At 67.0% G+C, this 17,340-nt stretch carries 13 protein-coding genes; 5 read left to right on the forward strand and 8 right to left on the reverse strand.

The features are described 5' to 3' along the window. Nucleotides 1-2: 2 nt before the first annotated feature. Nucleotides 3-1,229: a DUF4215 domain-containing protein gene (locus tag ENSA7_RS02660; RefSeq protein ID WP_244923691.1), complete on the reverse strand. Its 1,227-nt coding sequence runs from the start codon at nucleotides 1,227-1,229 to the stop codon at nucleotides 3-5. A gap of 644 nt (nucleotides 1,230-1,873) precedes the next feature. On the opposite strand from ENSA7_RS02660, the gene ENSA7_RS02665 reads away from it, so the two are divergent. Together ENSA7_RS02665 and ENSA7_RS02670 are read left to right on the forward strand one after the other, a co-directional pair. Further along, nucleotides 1,874-3,043, forward strand: coding sequence for a ricin-type beta-trefoil lectin domain protein (locus ENSA7_RS02665; RefSeq protein WP_106087613.1), 1,170 nt, complete (start codon nucleotides 1,874-1,876; stop codon nucleotides 3,041-3,043). Between the two features lie 574 nt (nucleotides 3,044-3,617). Further along, entirely contained in the window at nucleotides 3,618-4,478 is an 861-nt protein-coding gene (locus tag ENSA7_RS02670) for a hypothetical protein (protein ID WP_146157253.1), read from the forward strand. A 182-nt stretch (nucleotides 4,479-4,660) separates the two neighbouring features. Here ENSA7_RS02670 and ENSA7_RS02675 read toward each other — a convergent pair whose 3' ends face one another. Further along, nucleotides 4,661-6,070 (reverse strand): hypothetical protein, encoded by a 1,410-nt coding sequence (locus ENSA7_RS02675; protein WP_106087615.1) that lies wholly within the window; start codon nucleotides 6,068-6,070, stop codon nucleotides 4,661-4,663. A gap of 131 nt (nucleotides 6,071-6,201) precedes the next feature. After that, nucleotides 6,202-6,627: a hypothetical protein gene (locus ENSA7_RS02680; RefSeq protein WP_181233005.1), complete on the reverse strand. Its 426-nt coding sequence runs from the start codon at nucleotides 6,625-6,627 to the stop codon at nucleotides 6,202-6,204. 204 nt (nucleotides 6,628-6,831) lie between these two features. Between ENSA7_RS02680 and ENSA7_RS02685 the strand changes: the two genes are divergently transcribed. Continuing rightward, entirely contained in the window at nucleotides 6,832-7,101 is a 270-nt protein-coding gene (locus tag ENSA7_RS02685; RefSeq protein WP_280523968.1) for a hypothetical protein, read from the forward strand. Nucleotides 7,102-7,130: 29 nt separating this feature from the next. Next, nucleotides 7,131-9,083 carry an integrin gene (locus tag ENSA7_RS02690; protein ID WP_181233007.1) on the forward strand — a complete coding sequence of 651 codons (1,953 nt, stop codon included), beginning with the start codon at nucleotides 7,131-7,133 and terminating at the stop codon, nucleotides 9,081-9,083. 27 nt (nucleotides 9,084-9,110) lie between these two features. Here the strand turns inward: ENSA7_RS02690 and ENSA7_RS02695 are convergent, their stop codons facing one another. Next, nucleotides 9,111-9,989, reverse strand: coding sequence for a zinc-binding alcohol dehydrogenase family protein (locus ENSA7_RS02695; protein ID WP_106087619.1), 879 nt, complete (start codon nucleotides 9,987-9,989; stop codon nucleotides 9,111-9,113). Between the two features lie 373 nt (nucleotides 9,990-10,362). Between ENSA7_RS02695 and ENSA7_RS02700 the strand changes: the two genes are divergently transcribed. Continuing rightward, nucleotides 10,363-12,216, forward strand: coding sequence for a cation:proton antiporter domain-containing protein (locus ENSA7_RS02700; protein ID WP_106087661.1), 1,854 nt, complete (start codon nucleotides 10,363-10,365; stop codon nucleotides 12,214-12,216). Nucleotides 12,217-12,310: 94 nt separating this feature from the next. Here the strand turns inward: ENSA7_RS02700 and ENSA7_RS43065 are convergent, their stop codons facing one another. The 4 genes from ENSA7_RS43065 to ENSA7_RS02715 form a co-directional block, all read right to left on the reverse strand. Further along, entirely contained in the window at nucleotides 12,311-12,469 is a 159-nt protein-coding gene (locus ENSA7_RS43065) for a hypothetical protein (RefSeq protein WP_181233008.1), read from the reverse strand. A gap of 240 nt (nucleotides 12,470-12,709) precedes the next feature. Continuing rightward, nucleotides 12,710-14,344, reverse strand: coding sequence for a M61 metallopeptidase family protein (locus tag ENSA7_RS02705; RefSeq protein WP_146157254.1), 1,635 nt, complete (start codon nucleotides 14,342-14,344; stop codon nucleotides 12,710-12,712). A 122-nt stretch (nucleotides 14,345-14,466) separates the two neighbouring features. Further along, the gene (locus tag ENSA7_RS02710; protein WP_106087621.1) at nucleotides 14,467-15,786 is read right to left on the reverse strand and encodes a hypothetical protein; all 1,320 of its coding nucleotides are present in this window, start codon (nucleotides 15,784-15,786) and stop codon (nucleotides 14,467-14,469) included. Between the two features lie 80 nt (nucleotides 15,787-15,866). Beyond that, nucleotides 15,867-17,327 carry a DUF1552 domain-containing protein gene (locus tag ENSA7_RS02715; protein WP_106087622.1) on the reverse strand — a complete coding sequence of 487 codons (1,461 nt, stop codon included), beginning with the start codon at nucleotides 17,325-17,327 and terminating at the stop codon, nucleotides 15,867-15,869. Between the last annotated feature and the right edge of the window lie 13 nt (nucleotides 17,328-17,340).

A 17,340-nucleotide genomic window follows, 5' to 3' on the forward strand; every position in this document is an offset into this window, starting at 1 on the left:
GGTCAGGGCGCTTCGCAGGCAGTCAGGCGCGAGTAGGTGCCCGACGTGACGTTGTTCCAGTAGGTGCAGTTGGCGTTGCCTTGGCAGCCCAGGCACGGACCCACGAAGTAGTTGGACTGGCCATTGTGGAAGTGCCACGCGTTGTCGCCGCCTTGGCAGTCCATCGCGCTCGCACAGCACTCGAGGTTCGAGTCGCCGCACATCGTGGTGTGCTGGTACAGCTCGCGGTACTTGCCGATGACGTCGGGGCAGTATCCGTCGTTGAGCCAGTTTTGGTACGTGACCTGGTTCCAGCCCATACAGCTGTCACAGACCGTCGCGCTGTTGTTGGCCTGGGCGCAGGTCAAGCGGATGCAGCGACCACCGTCGGTCAGGCAGCCCTGCTCCGAGAAGCAGTTGTTGCCGCAGGCCGCAGCGGTGCAGTCGTTCGCGCAGGCATCATCGTCGTTGTTGTTGCCGTCGTCGCACTCTTCCATCATGTCGATGTTGCCGTCACCGCAGTAGGCGGCGAGCGCCGAGCAGTCCATCTCGCAGCCGTTGTAGCTGCCATCGTTGACACCGTCGTCGCAGACTTCGTTGCCTTCCCACACGACCCCGTCGCCGCAGCTGGCCGCGCTGCAGTCGGCCAGGCAGTCGTCGGTCTCGACGTCGTTGCCGTCGTCGCACGCCTCGGTGCCCTCCCACACGTAGCTGTCGCCGCAGGACGCAGCCACGCAGCCGCTCAGGCAGTCGTCGGTCTCGACGTCGTTGCCGTCGTCACACATCTCCACGCCCTCTTGCACGACGCCGTCCCCGCAGCTGGCGGGCGCGCACGCGTTGGTGCACTCGTCGTCGTCGTTGAGGTTGCCGTCGTCGCACATCTCGACGCCCTCCCACACGATGCCGTCGCCGCAGGTGGCCGAGACGCAGGAGCTCAGGCAGTCGTCGGTGTCATCGGGGTTGCCGTCGTCGCACTCCTCGTCGCCGCCCACGACCCCGTCGCCACACACGCCAGCCGGGTCGCCGTCGCCGTCTCCGGTTGGGTCGCCGTCACCGTCGCCGGTTGGGTCCCCGTCGCCATCACCGTCACCGGTTGGGTCGCCGTCGCCGTCACCGGTTGGGTCGCCGTCGCCGTCACCAGTCGGGTCGCCGTCGCCGTCGCCGTCACCGTCACCGTCACCGGTGGTGTCCTCGAATGTGTCGTTGCCGACCGTGTCGTCGGACGAACACCCCGTCAAGACCAATGGCATCGCCAAGCTGGCGAAGAGAGCTAGAGTGCCGAATCGAGACCTGGACATCGGTCAATAGTCGCGGCTCGTGGTGTGCCGAGTCAAATGCTACCTGCTTGCGTTCAAGCCGCATCTGAGCGATGTGCGCTCAATCGAGGTGCCATGAGTTCGCGAAAGCGCGCACGAATGACTCCTGTGAGTCTGTTTCCACACAGCGCGGCCCACGAGCTTCACGAACGGCAGCGAGTGCCTGCTCGGCGGAGGCACCCAGTCGGATCAGCAAGCACGCCGCCACGGTGCCCGTGCGACAGCCTGCGGGAGTGTCTCCACGCCAGTCCACGCGAGGGCGTGCGTCGGCAACAGACTCACGAGCGTTCGCGCGCCGGCGTGATGGATCACCGCGCGATATTGCTCGAGCACGCGGCCCCGATCGTTCGCTCGACGTGGGTAGCGAACACCGTCGGTGCGACCGTCGAGTCTGTCGCCACGACCGACCGTGACCGACCGACACTCGAATCACGAAGAGACCGCCAGCACGCTCTAAAACTTTGAATTCAGCCGAAGAGAGTCTCGCCAGGTCGGTGATTCCCCAGGTGAAGCAGGCCCAGACGCAGCCGCGAGACGACGGCCCGCATCCTGCAAACCCACCTTGACGAGACTCGATCATGAAGACCTCCACTCGCTTCGCCCCCCTCGCCCAGTCCCTCTCTGCCCGCGCCCGCCGCCTGCCCTCGATCGCAGCCCACGCGGCCGCGGCCACCTTGGTCCTCGGCGCCCTGTGCCCCAACCTCGCCCACGCCGGCAACGACAGCGACGTCAGCTACGAGGACATCGAGAACGACTTCATCGACAACTTCGACGGCGGCTACACGTGGTCGACCAAGACCATCATCCGCGATGGCCAGTCCGGCACGTTTCGCATCGGCCACGACGAGCGCGGCGAGCCCAACATCTGGGACTTCAACGGCTCGTTCTTCGAGAACGCGACGAACCGCAGGCGCTACGTCCAGCGTATTCAGGAGTGGTCGACCTCGGACTACCTGGCCCAAAACCCCGAGTACGAGGACATGGTCGTGACCAACTTCATCGCCTTCAACGACGACAAGAGCGAGAACGACATCCTCACCACCTGGATCTACGTCAACGGCGTGGAGATCCGCGAGATCGCCGGCGACTACGTCAGCGAGGAGCTGCTCGAGGGCATCATCTTGTCGCCGTTCACCGACGACACCACGATCAGCTTCAAGTTCAAGTACGACCCCGCGTTCACCGGGTCGAAGACCAAGACCTGCTCGATCGACGTCCACCCCGACGACGCCGTGTTCGCGCGCAGCATCGTGGTCGAGATGGACACCGGCGACTGGTGGACCGGAGACAGCGCCAACTGTGAGATCGAGTTCAACCGCAGCTACGGCGGCGAGGTCGAGGTCCACGCCGGCTGGGACGAGGACGTGTGCCTCAACCCGCTCGGCAACATGTCCAACAGCAACGGGACCGACATCAAGACCTACCACTGCGACTACGTGACCGAGACCTGGCGCTACGGCAGGGACATGAAGATCCACGCGGCCTGGAACGACGACCTGTGCCTCAACATGTCCGGGTCCAACTTTTGGGGCGGCAACGTCAACCTCTACGACTGTGACTACGCCGAGCAGTACTACTTCGGCGACGACGACGTCCTGCACATGTTCAGCGACCCCGACTACTGCGTGAACGTGATCCAGTCGGGCGTGGCCTGGGACGAGGATCCCACCAACCAGTGGGGCGGCGCGGGCGTCAACATCTACCACTGCGACTGGGTCATCGACAGCTGGTCCATGACCGAGCTGTAGGCCCGGACGCGAGCGCCGAGGGCGGGGAACCGTTCATGGCGGTCACGCTCTAGCAGGTCCAGGAGCTCGCATCTGCGGCCCGATCAGAACAATCTGATCGATCCAGACGGCTGTCTGACTGCCACCTTCGAGCGACGCAGGTGCTGTCGCCGACGCTCAACTCGAGCAAGGACCTCACTCGAAGGAGAACGAAAATGGCATTCTGGGACGACCTCTTCTGCCGTCTGTTCGGCCCCGGCTACTGCGCCGACATGAACAACGGGTAACTCCCGAGAGCGCATCGAACGAGCATCGTTCGATGCGCTCCTTTTTCTTGCGGCTCCATGGCCACGAACATGGCGCTGTCGAAGCGGGGCGCCACGTCGCTGACGTGGCTCGACCAGCACGTCGGTGACGCTCCAGATCTCGCGCGAGAGCGCTCGCTAGCGGTTGTCGCTGCCGCGCGGAACCGAGATTGGGCCAGCCGATGACGATGCATCGGCGTGAGCTGGAGGCGGCGCTGCGCGGCGATCACCTGACCAGCTGTCGCTTCACGTGATGCATCGCGGCCGAGGATCCAGGTAGGATGCTGGCCATGTCGGAGGTCACGCCCGTCCCCAAGCCCGAGTCCAAGCCCAAGCGCGAGATGGGAGCGGTCGGCATGATCAGTATGCTGATCGGCTTCGCTATCCTGGCGGTCACCGTCCTCAGCGCGGCGAACACTGCCTTCGATCTGAACCTCGCGCTCGGCAGCCATGGGGCGACCAGCCCGCTGCCCAACAACTGGGAGGCCGTGATCGGGTTGGGGGCCGCGGGCGTGCTCTGGATCGCGCTGACCTACTTTGGCAGCACCGTCGTCGGGATGTTCAAGGACGCCAAGGGCAACACAGGCAAGCGCGTGGGTGTGATCGTGGGCGCGCTGGTCTTGCTGGTGGTCGCCGGCCGCGGTCTGCAGGTCGTTGCGCTCACGTGGAGCTACGGCAGCATGCTCGCCTACTATTGCACCGATGTCGGTACGATCGAAGACGTGCAGGACGAGCTCGAGGGCGCCACGCCGGAGGCCCTCGACGCGTGCCTGGGCCGCACCTCGCAGTGGGATCGGGCCGACCTGCTCGAGGTCGTGATCGGGGCGGGCGCGACCTTCGAGGACGCGACCACCGAGCCCGAGTTTCGCTATTGTGTGCTGAGCGGTGACGTGAGCCTCGAGTATGTGGAGAAGGCCGTCGCGCTGGGTGCCACGCCGCAAAACTGTCCGAAGTCGGAGTCGCTGATCCAGGCCAAGGTTAGCGGCACTTCAGACCAGGACGACGAGACCATGGCGAAGATCGTCGCGGCCCTGCTCGCGGCTGGTTGGTCGGCCGACGCAGTCTCGGAGTTCGATCCGGTCAAAGCCGTCGAGCACGCCAAGCAGCGAAACCAGCCCGCGACCCTGGCGGTGCTCGAGGGCGCTCAATAGCGAGTCCGCTTGGCGATGAAGCCGAGCGAGCACGGGTCCATCGAAGTCATCGCGCAAAGGGCCAAGCTCGACGAGGACGAGTTTCGGGCTGCAGCCAGCGGTGGGGTCATCAGCGAGGCCACAGCGAAGCTCGGTGATAGAGTCAAAGCGGTATCGCCCCTGAGCGAGCTGGCCTGCCCAGCTCAGGGCGACTTGCAGTCGGGCGCGACCTGCTCGGGCCGCTCTCGATCGACGCGCAAATAAGCGCGCGCGCCCAGGACCAGTGGAGATGGATGCGCCGCACTTATCTGAACGTGAGACGAAGCGCTGTAGGCGTCTCGACCGGGGAGCTCGACGCGCCAGATGATCGACAGTACTGAGTCGCCATCCGTGCGTGTCACATCGACCGATTCGATCACCCCGACGGCTGCGCTCCCGTGCGTGCAGATGCGACGAATCCGGTGAAGCTTCCGCAGTAAGAAAAAGCTCCCCGTGCCGACCAGGCCCGCGAACAATGAGAAGAAGGCGGCCGCCAGAACTTCCTGGGCCGCGAGCGCGCCGAGGGTGATCACGGTTAGAAAGAGCGTGATCAGGATGAGCACGCCGCTGAGCAGGCGGTGCTGGGACTGCACGGGGGCGAGCCCGACCACCAACGCCGCTGTGGTCGTGGCGACCAACTCATCGTGGGCGGCCCGCACGAGCGCGAGGCGAGCTTCCAACGCTTCATTGCGGATGAGCTGGGTACCGGAGAGATCACGACGTAGATCGCTGGCGTCGACAAACGCCACGAAGCCCTCGCGCCCCGCCTTCGGAAACTGGCGGCGCTCGACGATGACGCCGCTCGAGACGAACACGACCAGCGGCCGCTCGCCGTCGCGGCGCGCCGACCAGCCCGCGCAACCTCGCTCACGCAGTTCGTCATCGCGCAGGATCACCCGCACAGCCAGGTCTTCGGGGGAGAGCTCGCCGCGGACGCGCTCGCCGTCGAGGTAGACAGGCAACGACGGACAGCTGCGATGCACCAGCGTGCCAAGCGTCGTTCGTGGAACCGTGCGGAGCCGGTGGATCTCCAGCGTGAGCGAGGGTGAGCTCGCGGGCTTGGTCTCGCGCTCGGAGGTCGCCCCTGCGGGATCGAAGCGAAGCGAGCACCCGGGGGTACCCGCGAGCCGGGTGCTCAGCTCGACGCCGCCATGAGGTTGCCCGAGCACCGTCGCGAGCGCGAGCGCGAGGCTTCGGCGTCCGCGAGCACGGCCGCTCGGGTCGACACCGGGCGCCTCGTCGGTCGCAAAGAGCAACACGTCGAACACACCGCTGAGCTCGGACGGGCTCAGGCCGACGCCGACGAGCCGAACACGGGTCACCGCACGAGCGGTCTCGAAGCGGATCTCGACGCAGCCCGGGAGCAAGTGGCCAGCCTCGATCAGCGCGAGCACGAAGGCCGCGGGCTCGGCCAGTCGGTAGGCGGCGAGCTTGTCTTTGGCCTTGGCGACATCGAGGCTGAAGCGACCTTCGTCGACCAGCTCGGCCTCGGCTTCGAGCTGACCGATCAGCGCGAGCGCAGTATCAGCTGCGCGCTCGCTCGCTCGTTCCAGCTCACCAGGCTCGTCGGACATCGCTCAGCGTCGTAGCGATCGAAGGCCGATGTCAACCCCAGGAGCCGCGTTCGTGCTCACCCTCGATTGCCACGACTGCACGCTACACGATCGAATGAAGGGGAGCGGCCCCCGGCTGTGACCGCTATTTCTTATTTCTTCGGTGGCGAGGCCGTCGACCACCTCCGGCGCAGCGCAAACGAGCAGCCGGCGAGCACGCTGACTCCTGCCATGAACGCCAGCACACCGCCTTTCAGGGAGAGAAGGCCCAAGCTGGCGACGAGCGTCGTGGCGGCGGGCGGACGAGGACAGCGCAGGCCCTCCGCCAGACTCACGATCGCCAGCGCCGATCCGAGGGCGTGGGCCAGGACAAACGTACCAGTGAGGGCGCTGGGTTCACCGAGCACCTCGAACGCACCGGCGCTGCCACGTCCAGCGGCGACGTCGATCGCATGCCCAAACACGATGTTGCGCGGAGAGTTGCCGGCCGCCTTGGGGATCCTTGGCGAGGAGGTAGGCCGTGACCCCCAACGGAACGCGAGGCATGGGGCGCCCAGCGCCCAGGCGATCACACCCACCAGCAGGACGAGGCCGCCGCTCAGCCCGCCATCGCCAAGAGGCCGCGCGGGCGTGCCGCGTCGGACGTTGTTGGGAGCGGCGCTGACATCCGCACGGTGAGTATCGCACGCCCTCGATTGACGACAGGCTGCGTCCGCGACCGGGCGAGAAGGCCTGGTTGAGCTGAAAACAGTTCGCAAGGGCGGCCCGCGGGTCGCTTGACCGTGGCCGAGCTCGTGGTTGAGTTCTCGCCTGTCGCCGACGACCTGCGCGCCCGCGGGCTGAGCCCTGGCGATCGCGCGTTGCTGGTCTACCCGCCGTCACTCGAGTTCGCGCTGGCGTTTGGCGGCTGCCTGTGGGCCGGGTTGCTCCCGGTCCCGACCTACCCGCCCCAGCCTGGCTCGAGCCCTCTCCAGTCCCAGCCCCGAGCAAGTCGCCGACGTCTTGGCGGACGCGGCCTCTGCCCTGTTGCTGGTCTCGAGCGTCTAGCGTGAACAGAGCACGAGTTCGAACGACTCTGAGCGTGCTGATCCCCATCAGAGGCCAGACCATGCTCCGCACGCGCACACGCCCATCTCCCCTCATCCCCCTCGTCGTCTTGTTTGCGTGTGGTCCCGATGATGTCGCCGAAACTCGCGGGATGGTCGGAAACGAAGTCACAGGCACGAGCGAGAGCGGTACCTCTTACGGTGGCGACTCGTCGACCGGCGATGGCGACGGCGAATCTACCGTCGGCGATGGCGATGGCGACTCCGGAGATGGGGATGGGGAGCCGGGCGAGACCTCCCCACCGAGTGCAGCTGTGCTCGATCTCAACCCCGCGCAGCCCAAGTTGTTCAAGTTCTCGTGGGCCCCGGTTCTCCACGCCGACTACTACCGATTGCTCGAGAAGCTCGGCCCTGGCTCCGAGTTTGTGCAAGTGGGGGAAGACATCTACGGACTCGAACAAGACCTCATTGCCCCGCTGGTTTTTCGCAAGGAAGCGAGCTACTCGCTGCAGGCCTGCAACGCTGCGGGATGTTCGGACTGTGTCGCGGTCCACGCGAGCAGCGTCATGAATGACGCCATCGGCTACCTCAAGGCCTCGAACACCAACACCGAAGATCACTACGGACGCTCGCTGTCACTGTCTGGTGATGGGACCGTCTTGGCCGTAGGTGCCTACGGCGAAGATGGAGGCAGCATCAACGGCAATCAGGGTAGCAACACCATGGAGGACGCGGGAGCTGTGTACCTGTATGGGCAGGATACGCCTTGGGATCAACCGATCTATCTCAAAGCTTCGACCCCTTCTGCCTTGGCATATTTTGGCACCGCGGTTGCGCTGTCGGGGGATGGGACAGTGTTGGCGGTGGGAGCCCGAGGCGAAAGTAGCAACGCAACCGGACTCAACGGCGACGAAGCAGACGACTCGATGCCTGAATCGGGAGCTGTGTACATTTTTGTGAACGTCGATGATTCATGGATCCAGCAAGCATATATCAAGTCCTCGAACACCGATGCGGGGGATGGCTTTGGAAGCGCGCTTGCGCTCTCGATCGATGGCAAAGTTCTGGCCGTCGGGGCTCCGTTTGAGAACAGCGCATCGAGGATCATCAACAACGGCCGGGACGACAACAACGCCGAGAATGCTGGCGCCGTCTACATGTTTGTCCGGAGCGGCGACGATTGGTCCGAGCAAGCCTACGTCAAGGCTGAGAACGCAGACGTGGGCGACCAATTTGGGGTTCAGCTGTCGCTCTCTGATGATGGCGAACGCCTGGCAGTTGGCGCGAATCGGGAAGATGGATCCGACGCAGGGGACCCTGGCGACAACTCGACGATCGACGCAGGCGCGGCCTACTTGTTCGATCGCAACAACGGCAACGTCTGGGCACAAACCTTCTATTTGAAGGCGAGCTATCCGGACGACAATGACTGGTTTGGGTTGGGCGTCAGTCTCTCGGGCGACGGGGCCACACTCGCAGTGGGAGCTCAGCACGAGGATAGTGCGGCCAGCGGGATTGGCGTCGACCAGGGCGACAACAGCTTCAATGCAGCAGGCGCTGCGTATGTCTTCTCCGAGGCAAATGGCACCTGGCCCCAGCAAGCTTACATCAAAGCCCCTAACCCGATGCCATTGGCGCGCTTTGGTCGGGCTCTTCGTCTGTCCAGCGATGGGAACATACTCGCGGTCACGGCTCACACCGAGACGAGTTCGGGCGTGGGAATCGACGGTGCGTCGGCCGACTCGGGCTTGACAGATGCCGGCGCAGCCTACGTGTTCACGCGCGACGGACTCGAGTGGGCCCAGCACACATACATCAAGGCGAGCAATACCGACCATGGGGATCGTTACGGCTTTGGCCTGGCTTTGGCTGCCGATGGAAGCACGCTGGCGATCGGGGCGGATGCAGAAGATGGCTCGGCGGCGGGGTTGGGCGGTGACGCCTCCGACAACTCTATGCAAAACTCCGGAGCGGTGTATTTGTACTGACTTGACGATGACGGTGAGCAGGCGCGCTCAGTCCTGTTCGATCTGCAGCTCGTTCGCCGATCCAGCGGGCGACGGCGTTGAACACGGCCACGTCTCATCGAGGCTACCGATCGCGTAGTCGTGGCTGCCGTCGTCGGACATCTCGAAGTAGCGACCGGCTAGTAGCCAAGTCAGGCGCAGCTGGGTATCAAACGGCGCCAAGAGCTCGACGAACTGCGAGAAGTACTGATCGGTGTGGGTCAAGCTGGCCACGTGAGTGACCGCCGGGACGCCCAGCGCGGCCAACTGTGGCCCAAGTGGCTCGCGGTAGTCGACCACGTGGTGAGCGCCCAGGCTCTCGACCCATGCGCGGCTCTCGGCGCGACCTGCCGTGGCGATGACGGTGGCCCCGGTCAGGCGCGAGGCCAGCTGCAACAAGATCGAGCCGACACCACCGGCGGCACCGGAGACGAGCAGCACTTCACCCCTCGGCGCCTTGCCCGGCGCGATGCCGAGCCGCTCGAACAGCAGCTCCCACGCGGTGATGGCAGTCAGGGGCAGCGCGGCGGCCTCGGGCGCGGACAGGGAGGTCGGGGCCCGCGACACGATGCGCGCGTCGACGCACTGCAGCTCGGCGTTGGAGCCGGGTCGATCGAGCGCACCCGCGTACCACACTCGATCGCCGGGCTCGAAGCCCGTGACCGACTCGCCGACCGAGACCACCTCGCCGACGGCGTCCCAGCCAAGCACCCGCGGGCTCGGCGGTGGCATGTTCTGACGGACCTTGTAGTCGACCGGGTTGACGGAGATGGCCTCGACACGGACGAGCAGATCGCGCGGACCCGGTTGCGGCGCCGGGAGCTCGATCTCGTAAAGGGCTTCTGGGTGGTCGATTTGCAGTGATTCTTTGTAAACGATGGCTTTCATGACGGCTCCGATCTTCGGTTTCGTCTGTATAGGCCTGAAATCTGGTTCTGGAAGCGACTTCGGGTTGCAACTCTTTCAACAGATTTTTAATAATCGAGGCGTGAACGTGCACGAGAGGAGCTTCCATGACGCTCGCGGCCCGGCAGCTACACGTCACACCTGCGGCCGTGAGCGCCGCGGTGCAGTCTTCGAGCGCGCTGCCACGCTGTGACCGCCGCGCTCGAGATCAACCGTCGTCTCGATCAGCGTTCACTCGCAGCGCGCCGGTGAGCGAGTGCGTCCGCGATGAACAGCTCCTGGCCTGCCAGCGCCTCGCGTCTCCCGGATGTTGGCGGGGTTGCGCCGCGGGACGTGGCGGACGATAGAGGCGCCGATGACTGGCGCTCTCGTGATCGCGTTCTTGATCCTGGCTGCGGGCGTCGTGGCCGTCCCCATCGCGACACGCTTCGGGCTGGGCTCGGTGCTGGGCTACCTCCTCGCCGGCGTGGCCATCAGTCCGGTGCTGGCCGCGCTTCGCGTCGACGTCGGCGCCCTGCAGGTCTTCGCCGAGCTCGGTGTGGTGATGATGCTGTTCCTCGTCGGGCTCGAGCTCGAGCCGAAGAAGCTGTGGGAGATGCGAGGCAAGCTCCTGGGCGTGGGCGGTGTGCAGGTCCTCGCGACCACCACCGTGATCGCCGGCATCGCCCGCCTCGACGGGCGCCCGTGGCCGACCGCCGTCGCTATCGGTTTGGTGCTGACGCTCTCGTCGACGGCGATCGTCCTCCAGACGCTCACCGAGAAGGGCTTGCTGCGCAGCGAGGGTGGGGAGTCGAGCTTCTCCGTCCTGCTCTTCCAGGACGTGTCGATCATCCCGATCCTCGCCGTGCTCCCCGTGCTCGCCGCGCCCGGGCTGGTGGGCGGGGAGGGCGCGAATCACGACGGCGGCCACGGCGAGGGCCTCGACATCACCGCGTCGATGCCGGACTGGCTGGCCGCGCTCACCACCCTCGGAGCGGTCGTGGCGGTGGTGTTGCTCGGCGCGTTCCTGGTGCGCCCCCTGTTCCGCGTCATCGCCAAGGCCCGGCTCCGCGAGCTGTTCACGGCCGCCGCGCTCGCGCTCGTCATCGGCGTCGCGCTGCTCATGACCTTCGTCGGGCTCTCGCCCGCGCTCGGGACCTTCCTCGCCGGGGTGATGCTGGCCAACAGCGAGTACCGGCACGAGTTCGAGAGCGACATCGAGCCGTTCAAGGGGCTGCTGCTCGGGCTCTTCTTCATCACCGTCGGAGCGGGCATCGACTTCGAGCTCGCCCGGGACAACCTGGGCACGGTCGTCCTCTGGGCGCTCGTGACGATGGGCGTGAAGATGGGCGTGCTCTACGTGATCGGCTGGGTGTCCGGGCTCCGGAACCAGGCGCTGTGGCTGTTCGTCCTCGCGCTCCCGCAGGCCGGCGAGTTTGCGTTTGTCCTGATCGGCTACGCGGTGGGCAACGCGGTGTTCGACACGGCGCTCGCCGATCTGCTGCTGCTGATCGTGGCCCTGACCATGCTGCTCACGCCGCTCCTCTTCATCGTCTACGAGCGGGTGGTCGCTCGCCACTACTGCACCTCGGGCACGCGCGAGGCCGACTCCATCGCGGAGGAGAGCCCGATCATCATCGCCGGCCGCGGCCGGGTCGGTGGGCTCGTCGACCGCATCCTCCAGGCCGCCGGATACGCGACCACGGTGATCGACTACGACAGCTCGCACCTCGAGATCGTCCGGAAGTTCGGTTTCCGCGCCTACTTCGGGGACGCCACCCGGCCCGACCTCCTGAAGTCGGCGGGGATCGAGCAGGCCAAGCTGCTCGTGGTCGCGCTGGACGAGCGCGAGCAGATCGACAAGCTCGTCAAGTACGCGATCGCCAACTTCCCCGACCTGCACGTCACCGCGCGCGCCGTCGATCGCAACCACGTCTACGAGCTGTGGTCATACGGGTGTCGAGACGTCATCCGGGAGACCTACGACAGCTCACTGCGACTCGGCCGCTCAGCGCTCGAGGCGTTGGGGCTCGAGCGCGCCCAGGCCCAGTCGATGACCGACGCCTTCGAAAAGATGGACCGCAGCTCGATGCGCGAGGTCGCCGATCTCTACGACCTCGAGGTGCCCTACCACCAGAACGAGCCGCTGATCGCGAAGGTCAAGGAGCTGCGCGAGGAGTGGGACGTGATCTTGCGTGAGCAGATGGACGAGATCCTCCGGAAGCGCTGACGCGCTCGAGTGACGCGGCTGCTCCGTGGGACCTTGGTCCACACCCGCACCCGCTCGTAGACTCCGACGGTGCCGACGAGCGGGTGGGAGGAGCTCAGGGCGCCGCCCCACCGCTGCGCCATAGCCATAGCGCGACCAGGGTCATCGCGCCCGCCTCGACCGCGACCAGGAGCCACTGCTTGGGCACCATACCGTCGACGATCAGGCCGAATAGGCGCGCAGCCAGTGCGCCTGTCATGAAGTAGAAGATCACCAGCGGGATGCTCGTGGACCACGGGCGAAGGCTGGGGATATCCCCACCGGACTGGGCACCCGAAGCGAGGGTTCAGATGTAGCGTCCGCTCCGCGTCGTGCTTCGGACCGAGGGCGCGTCCATCTGAGCGCCCCCGCATCCGCAACGCCAAGTGGCGAGCCGAGTGCGCGGAGCAGCGCGAGAGCCTCGAGGCTGGGCGACCGACCACGCTGCCCTAGGCGCGTACTTGCTGGCGCGCATCTACGGTGTCGACAGCGGTGCTGATGCAGGACCGGTCGCGAGCTTCGGCACGCGGGTCAGTGTCAACACGGACGGCAGCGTGATCGGGTCGGGGCAGCTCAGGCGGATCTTCGCGCCGTCGATCGTGGTGAGGGCGATGTTGCGCTGGTGGGCGCAGGCGTCCTCGACCTTGGCGAAGGCCCGGTCGGCGCTTTCGAGGAGCGAGTGGCCGCCGACCTTCGTGACCTTGGGCTGCCCGGCCAGCGCGCCGCAGTGCTCGCCCGTGTCGAGCTTGATGTGGTCGCGCTCGGTCCAGTAGCCGATCGGGCCCGGTCCGCACGCGACGCGCATGAGGTGCTGGAGGACGGCGGCGCGATGGTCGTCCGCGGTCGGCGTGCTCGACAGCCCGACTCCGTACTTGGGCAGCGCCGCCTCGAGGCTCGTCCAGCGGCCGGCGGTCGTGGTCACGAATGCCTGGGCGAGGGGTCCGGCGCGATCGAGGAACGACGCGGCTGAGTAGCCGTCGCGCGCGTCGGCACCCTCGAGGACCTCGGCCCACAGGGCCAAGACCGAGCGTTCGCCGTTGGGGCGGCGAGCTTCGAGGTCGGCGAGCCACTGCACCACCACACCGCAGTCGTACACGTCGGATCCCGAGCGCACCGACGCCATCGGCTGTTCGCCCACGTGCTTGCGACAGCGACCCACGTGCCGCGACAGCCGCTGCCGCCCCTCGTCTTCGGTCAGGACACCGGCCGTCACGGCAGCGATGAGCGCGGCGTATTCGGCTCCGCCTTCGTGCAGCCACGGTGGGGCATCGTCGGCGTGGTTGCGGTTCCACAGGTGAAAGGCCTCGTGGCGGACAAACTTGGCCACTTCTTGGGCCGCCTTGGGGTCGCTCGTCTGCCAGGCGTCGCCGTGAAACCGCAGGAAGATCACCGCGTTTTCGGTCACGTCGCCGTGAAACCCCATCGGCCCTGGCGACTGGTCCGACGCGATCACCGTGGGGGGACTCGTGGCTCGTCCGAGCTCGCTGGCGTAGTAGGGCAGCGACGCATCGACGGCGTGCTCGATCTGCTGGGCGAGCCACGCGGGCAGCCCGTCGAAGCCGATCAGCCGGATGTCGCCGCGCTCGCGGATCTCGTCGCGCGGCCCGAGGTAGCTGTAGCCGTACGGGGCCTGCAGCGGGGGCCAGACGAACGTATCCGGCGCCGCCGCCAGTTCCATGTCGAGGCCCTCGACGAGCAGCGCCGGCGTGTAGATCACCGCCCCGGAACCGGCGCGCGTCACCGCGGGGTACGTGCGGTCGTACTCCTGCGGGTCGAAGCCGAGGCGCAGCTCGGCCCGTGACCACGGCTCGTCGGCGGTCAACCCCTCCTCGCGCAGCGTCACGCCGGTGGTCGACGTCGTCCAGGCGGACCTCCGCACGTTGCCTCGCTCGGCGAACGACAAGGCGTCCCGCGAAGGCGACAGCTCGAACACCGCGGTGGCGCCGTCCGGCGACGGCGACAGCACCACCCGGACGGGAACGGTTGCGGCGTTGCTCGGCGTCGGTGTCGGCGACGTCGTATTCGTGGCAGGGGACGGTGCTGTCGGTGCGCGACAGGCCACGCCGCACAATGCCAGCCCGAACGCGCGGGCGAAGGAAAGGGAGCGCATGCGGTCGCTACGATGCCATGACGCCGCGCGAGCAGCAGCAGCTACAGCACGGGGTCGCCAACCGGAGGGGAGTGTCGAGCGCCATGCCGCAGATGTGCCGCGACACGGGCGTCACGTGAGGCTCAGCGGAGGCGCAGAGTCGGGTACTTCGCGCGCAGCTCGCTCGACGCAGGCGGTGCGCAGAAGAGGGAGGCCACCGCTCCGGCGGGGCTGGCCGCGAGGACATCCAGATCGCCCTCCGACGCCCGGCACTGCCAGAGCTCGATCGCCTCGGGCGCCGCCGCCTCGGCGATCCGCGCGTAGCTCGACGAATCGAGGGCCGACGCGTCGGCGAGCCGGAGCTCGAGGAGGTTCTTCGGAGCCTGGATCGCCTCGATCGTTTGGGGACTCGTCGCGCCCGAGAGCACCAAGCGCCGTAGCCCGGAGCGACCTTGCACGAACGCCGTGACCGCCTCGGGAGAGAGCTTGGTCCGGTCGGCGATGAAGCTCCACGACTCGAGCTCGCCGAGGTCGCCGAGCGCCGCCAGGGTGGCGTCAGGCACCGCGGTCGCGCCGTACAGGCCCAGGTGGCGGAGCGCGGTGAGCTTGGCCAGGCCCTTCACCGCCTTGGCGTTGAGGGCCCGTGCGCTGCCCCCCGTGCTCCCGAGGTCGACGCCTTGCAGCGGCATGGAGGCGAGCGCCTCGAACCCCTTCGCCTTCACGCCGTCGCAGTCGCGGACGTCGACGTGTCGGAGCGCCGGCCAGCCGGCCAGCGCGGCCACGCCAGCGTCGGTGAGGGGCGGCTTGGCGTGGACGTGCTTGCGGAGGACGAGCCGCTCGATCGAGCAGCCCGCGAGCGCCTCCAGGTGCGCGTCGGTGATCCAGCCCCCGTTGTTCGTGAGGTCGAGGGTGCGGAGGCGCCCCGTGAGGGGGGCGAGCGCCGCAGGGGCCAGCTGGCCGCGCGCCTGCACCAGGCCGAGGCTGATCAGCGCGGGCGCTGCAGCCAGCGCGGGCAGCTGGTCCGCCAGCCCCGGCAGCTCGGACGCGGACAGCCAGAGCACCGCGAGCTTCGGCGACCTGGCGACAACCTCGACCGCCTCGCGCGTCAACGCGAGCCCTCCGCCCGCGCGGGCGATCGAGAGCACCTCGAGCTCCGGAATCAGCTCGAGGCCGGCGTACGAAGGCGGAGATCCGAAGTCGTGCAGGACGTGCAGCGAGCGAAGCGACGGGAGCACCGCGAGACCGCCGAGGGGCACGCTTGCGCCGCCCGCCAGGGACAGCCGCGTGATCTGAGGATACTTCGCCAGCTCCGCAACCCGGGCCTCGTCGAGGGGGTCGTGCAGCTGTACGTACGTCGACGCGGGGATCGGAGCGCCGTCGCGGATGTCGTCGGACGAGGCCAGCGAGGTGGGGAGGCCGCGCACGACGTGCTCACGAAACAGCATGTCCGGCTGGGTGATCATCGGCCCCGCTCATATCATCTGCGCGGCCCGCTGGATCAGGTAGAGCGCGAAGCGGTCGCAGCCGCGGCTCTGACCCCCGGTCAGGCGCCTGACCACAGCTCGGCGAGCGGCCCTTCGGCCACGCGGGAATCCGGATTGGCGTGGCCAAAGTCGTCGGTTGGCTGGCCGGCGCCGTGCAACATCGAGTTGAACATGTTCGAGATCTGCCGATTATTGGCGTGCCCGTGCCGGGGGTAGCTGACGCTGCGGCCGTCGGTCAGGAAGCCCATGTTGTTGCCACCGAGCATCAAGGTGGCCCACTCTTCGGCGTTGGAGTGGTGCTTTTCACCGTTATCCGGCATGTAGAGCAGCAAGGTGTTGTCGAGCATGGTCCCGCCGTCTTCGGGCTGGGCCTCGAGCGCCCGCGCGACCCGGCACATCTCGCCGATATAGCGGCTCGTGAGCTCGTGCAAGACCTCGTGGTATTCGGCCCCGCCCGCGTGGCGCAGATCGTGACCGCCGATCATCTGCCCGCCGGGGTATAGATTGATTAGATTCGGATATTGCGAGGACCAGTAGTAACCGCCGGATCCCAGCGACACGACCACGACATTGGTCAGCCCGGCGAGCAGCGCGGAGATCGTGAGATCAGTCTGGATCTTCAGTCGATCGAGCGGCGCGCTGGAGGCGTATGGATCGGGGTCGAGCTCGCCTGGCTCGGGTGGCTTGACCGCGAGCAGGGCGTCCTGCATGCCCAGGATCTGCTGGTCACGCGCGATCATGTCGAGCAGCGAGGCCTCGTAGGTCTCGAGCTTGGCCCGGCCCCGGCTCGAGCCAGTGATGCTCCCGAGCTTGGACTGGACATCGTCGAGTGAGAATTGCAGCAGCTCCCCCCGAGCCTGAAAGTCCGCGCCCGCCTGACCCGAGGCGACCGAGCCGAACAGCGTGCTGAAGACCGAGGCGGGGTCCATCAAGATCGGAGCTGGCTTGCCCTCGCCAAATGCACAGCTGGAGTAATTGAGCGGGGTGGTCGCGTCGCCGAAGCCGAGCCGCAGGGCGTCGAAGGGCGTGCCGCCGCGGACCCCGGGGATCTGCGAGAGCACGGTCTCGATCGTCGCCGCGCCAGGGCCCCCGATCGCCTTGGTCGCGCTCAGGGCCCCATGGTTGGTGGAGTGGCCGCCGCCGACGTTGGTCCCCGACAAGCCCAACACCAGCGCGGCCCGATCGACGAGCGAGATCTGGTCCTGGCCGGCCGCGAGGGCGCCGAGCGAGCGGGCGTCGCTCAGCGGCGCGCTGGGGACCAGCACGGGCTGATCGTGGCCGTAGTCGCGGTTGCTCTCGATCGGCTTGCCAGCCAGGCCCTCGAGGGTCTGCAGCGTGAGCGGGTCGTACATGCAGCCCGGCCGCGTGCCGTTGCCCTCGAGGAAGATGACGAAGCGACGGGGACAGTTCGCGGGCCCGGCCTGCGGCTGGCCCGCTCGGTTGCCCAGCGTCGCGCCAGTGAACAGCGCCGTGCCGGCGAGCAACCCGGAAGCCGTGATGAATTTTCGACGATTGATCATGACAATGTCTCCA

The sequence above is a fragment of the Enhygromyxa salina genome (assembly GCF_002994635.1).
Taxonomy (GTDB): Bacteria; Myxococcota_A; Polyangia; order Nannocystales; family Nannocystaceae; genus Plesiocystis; species Plesiocystis salina_B.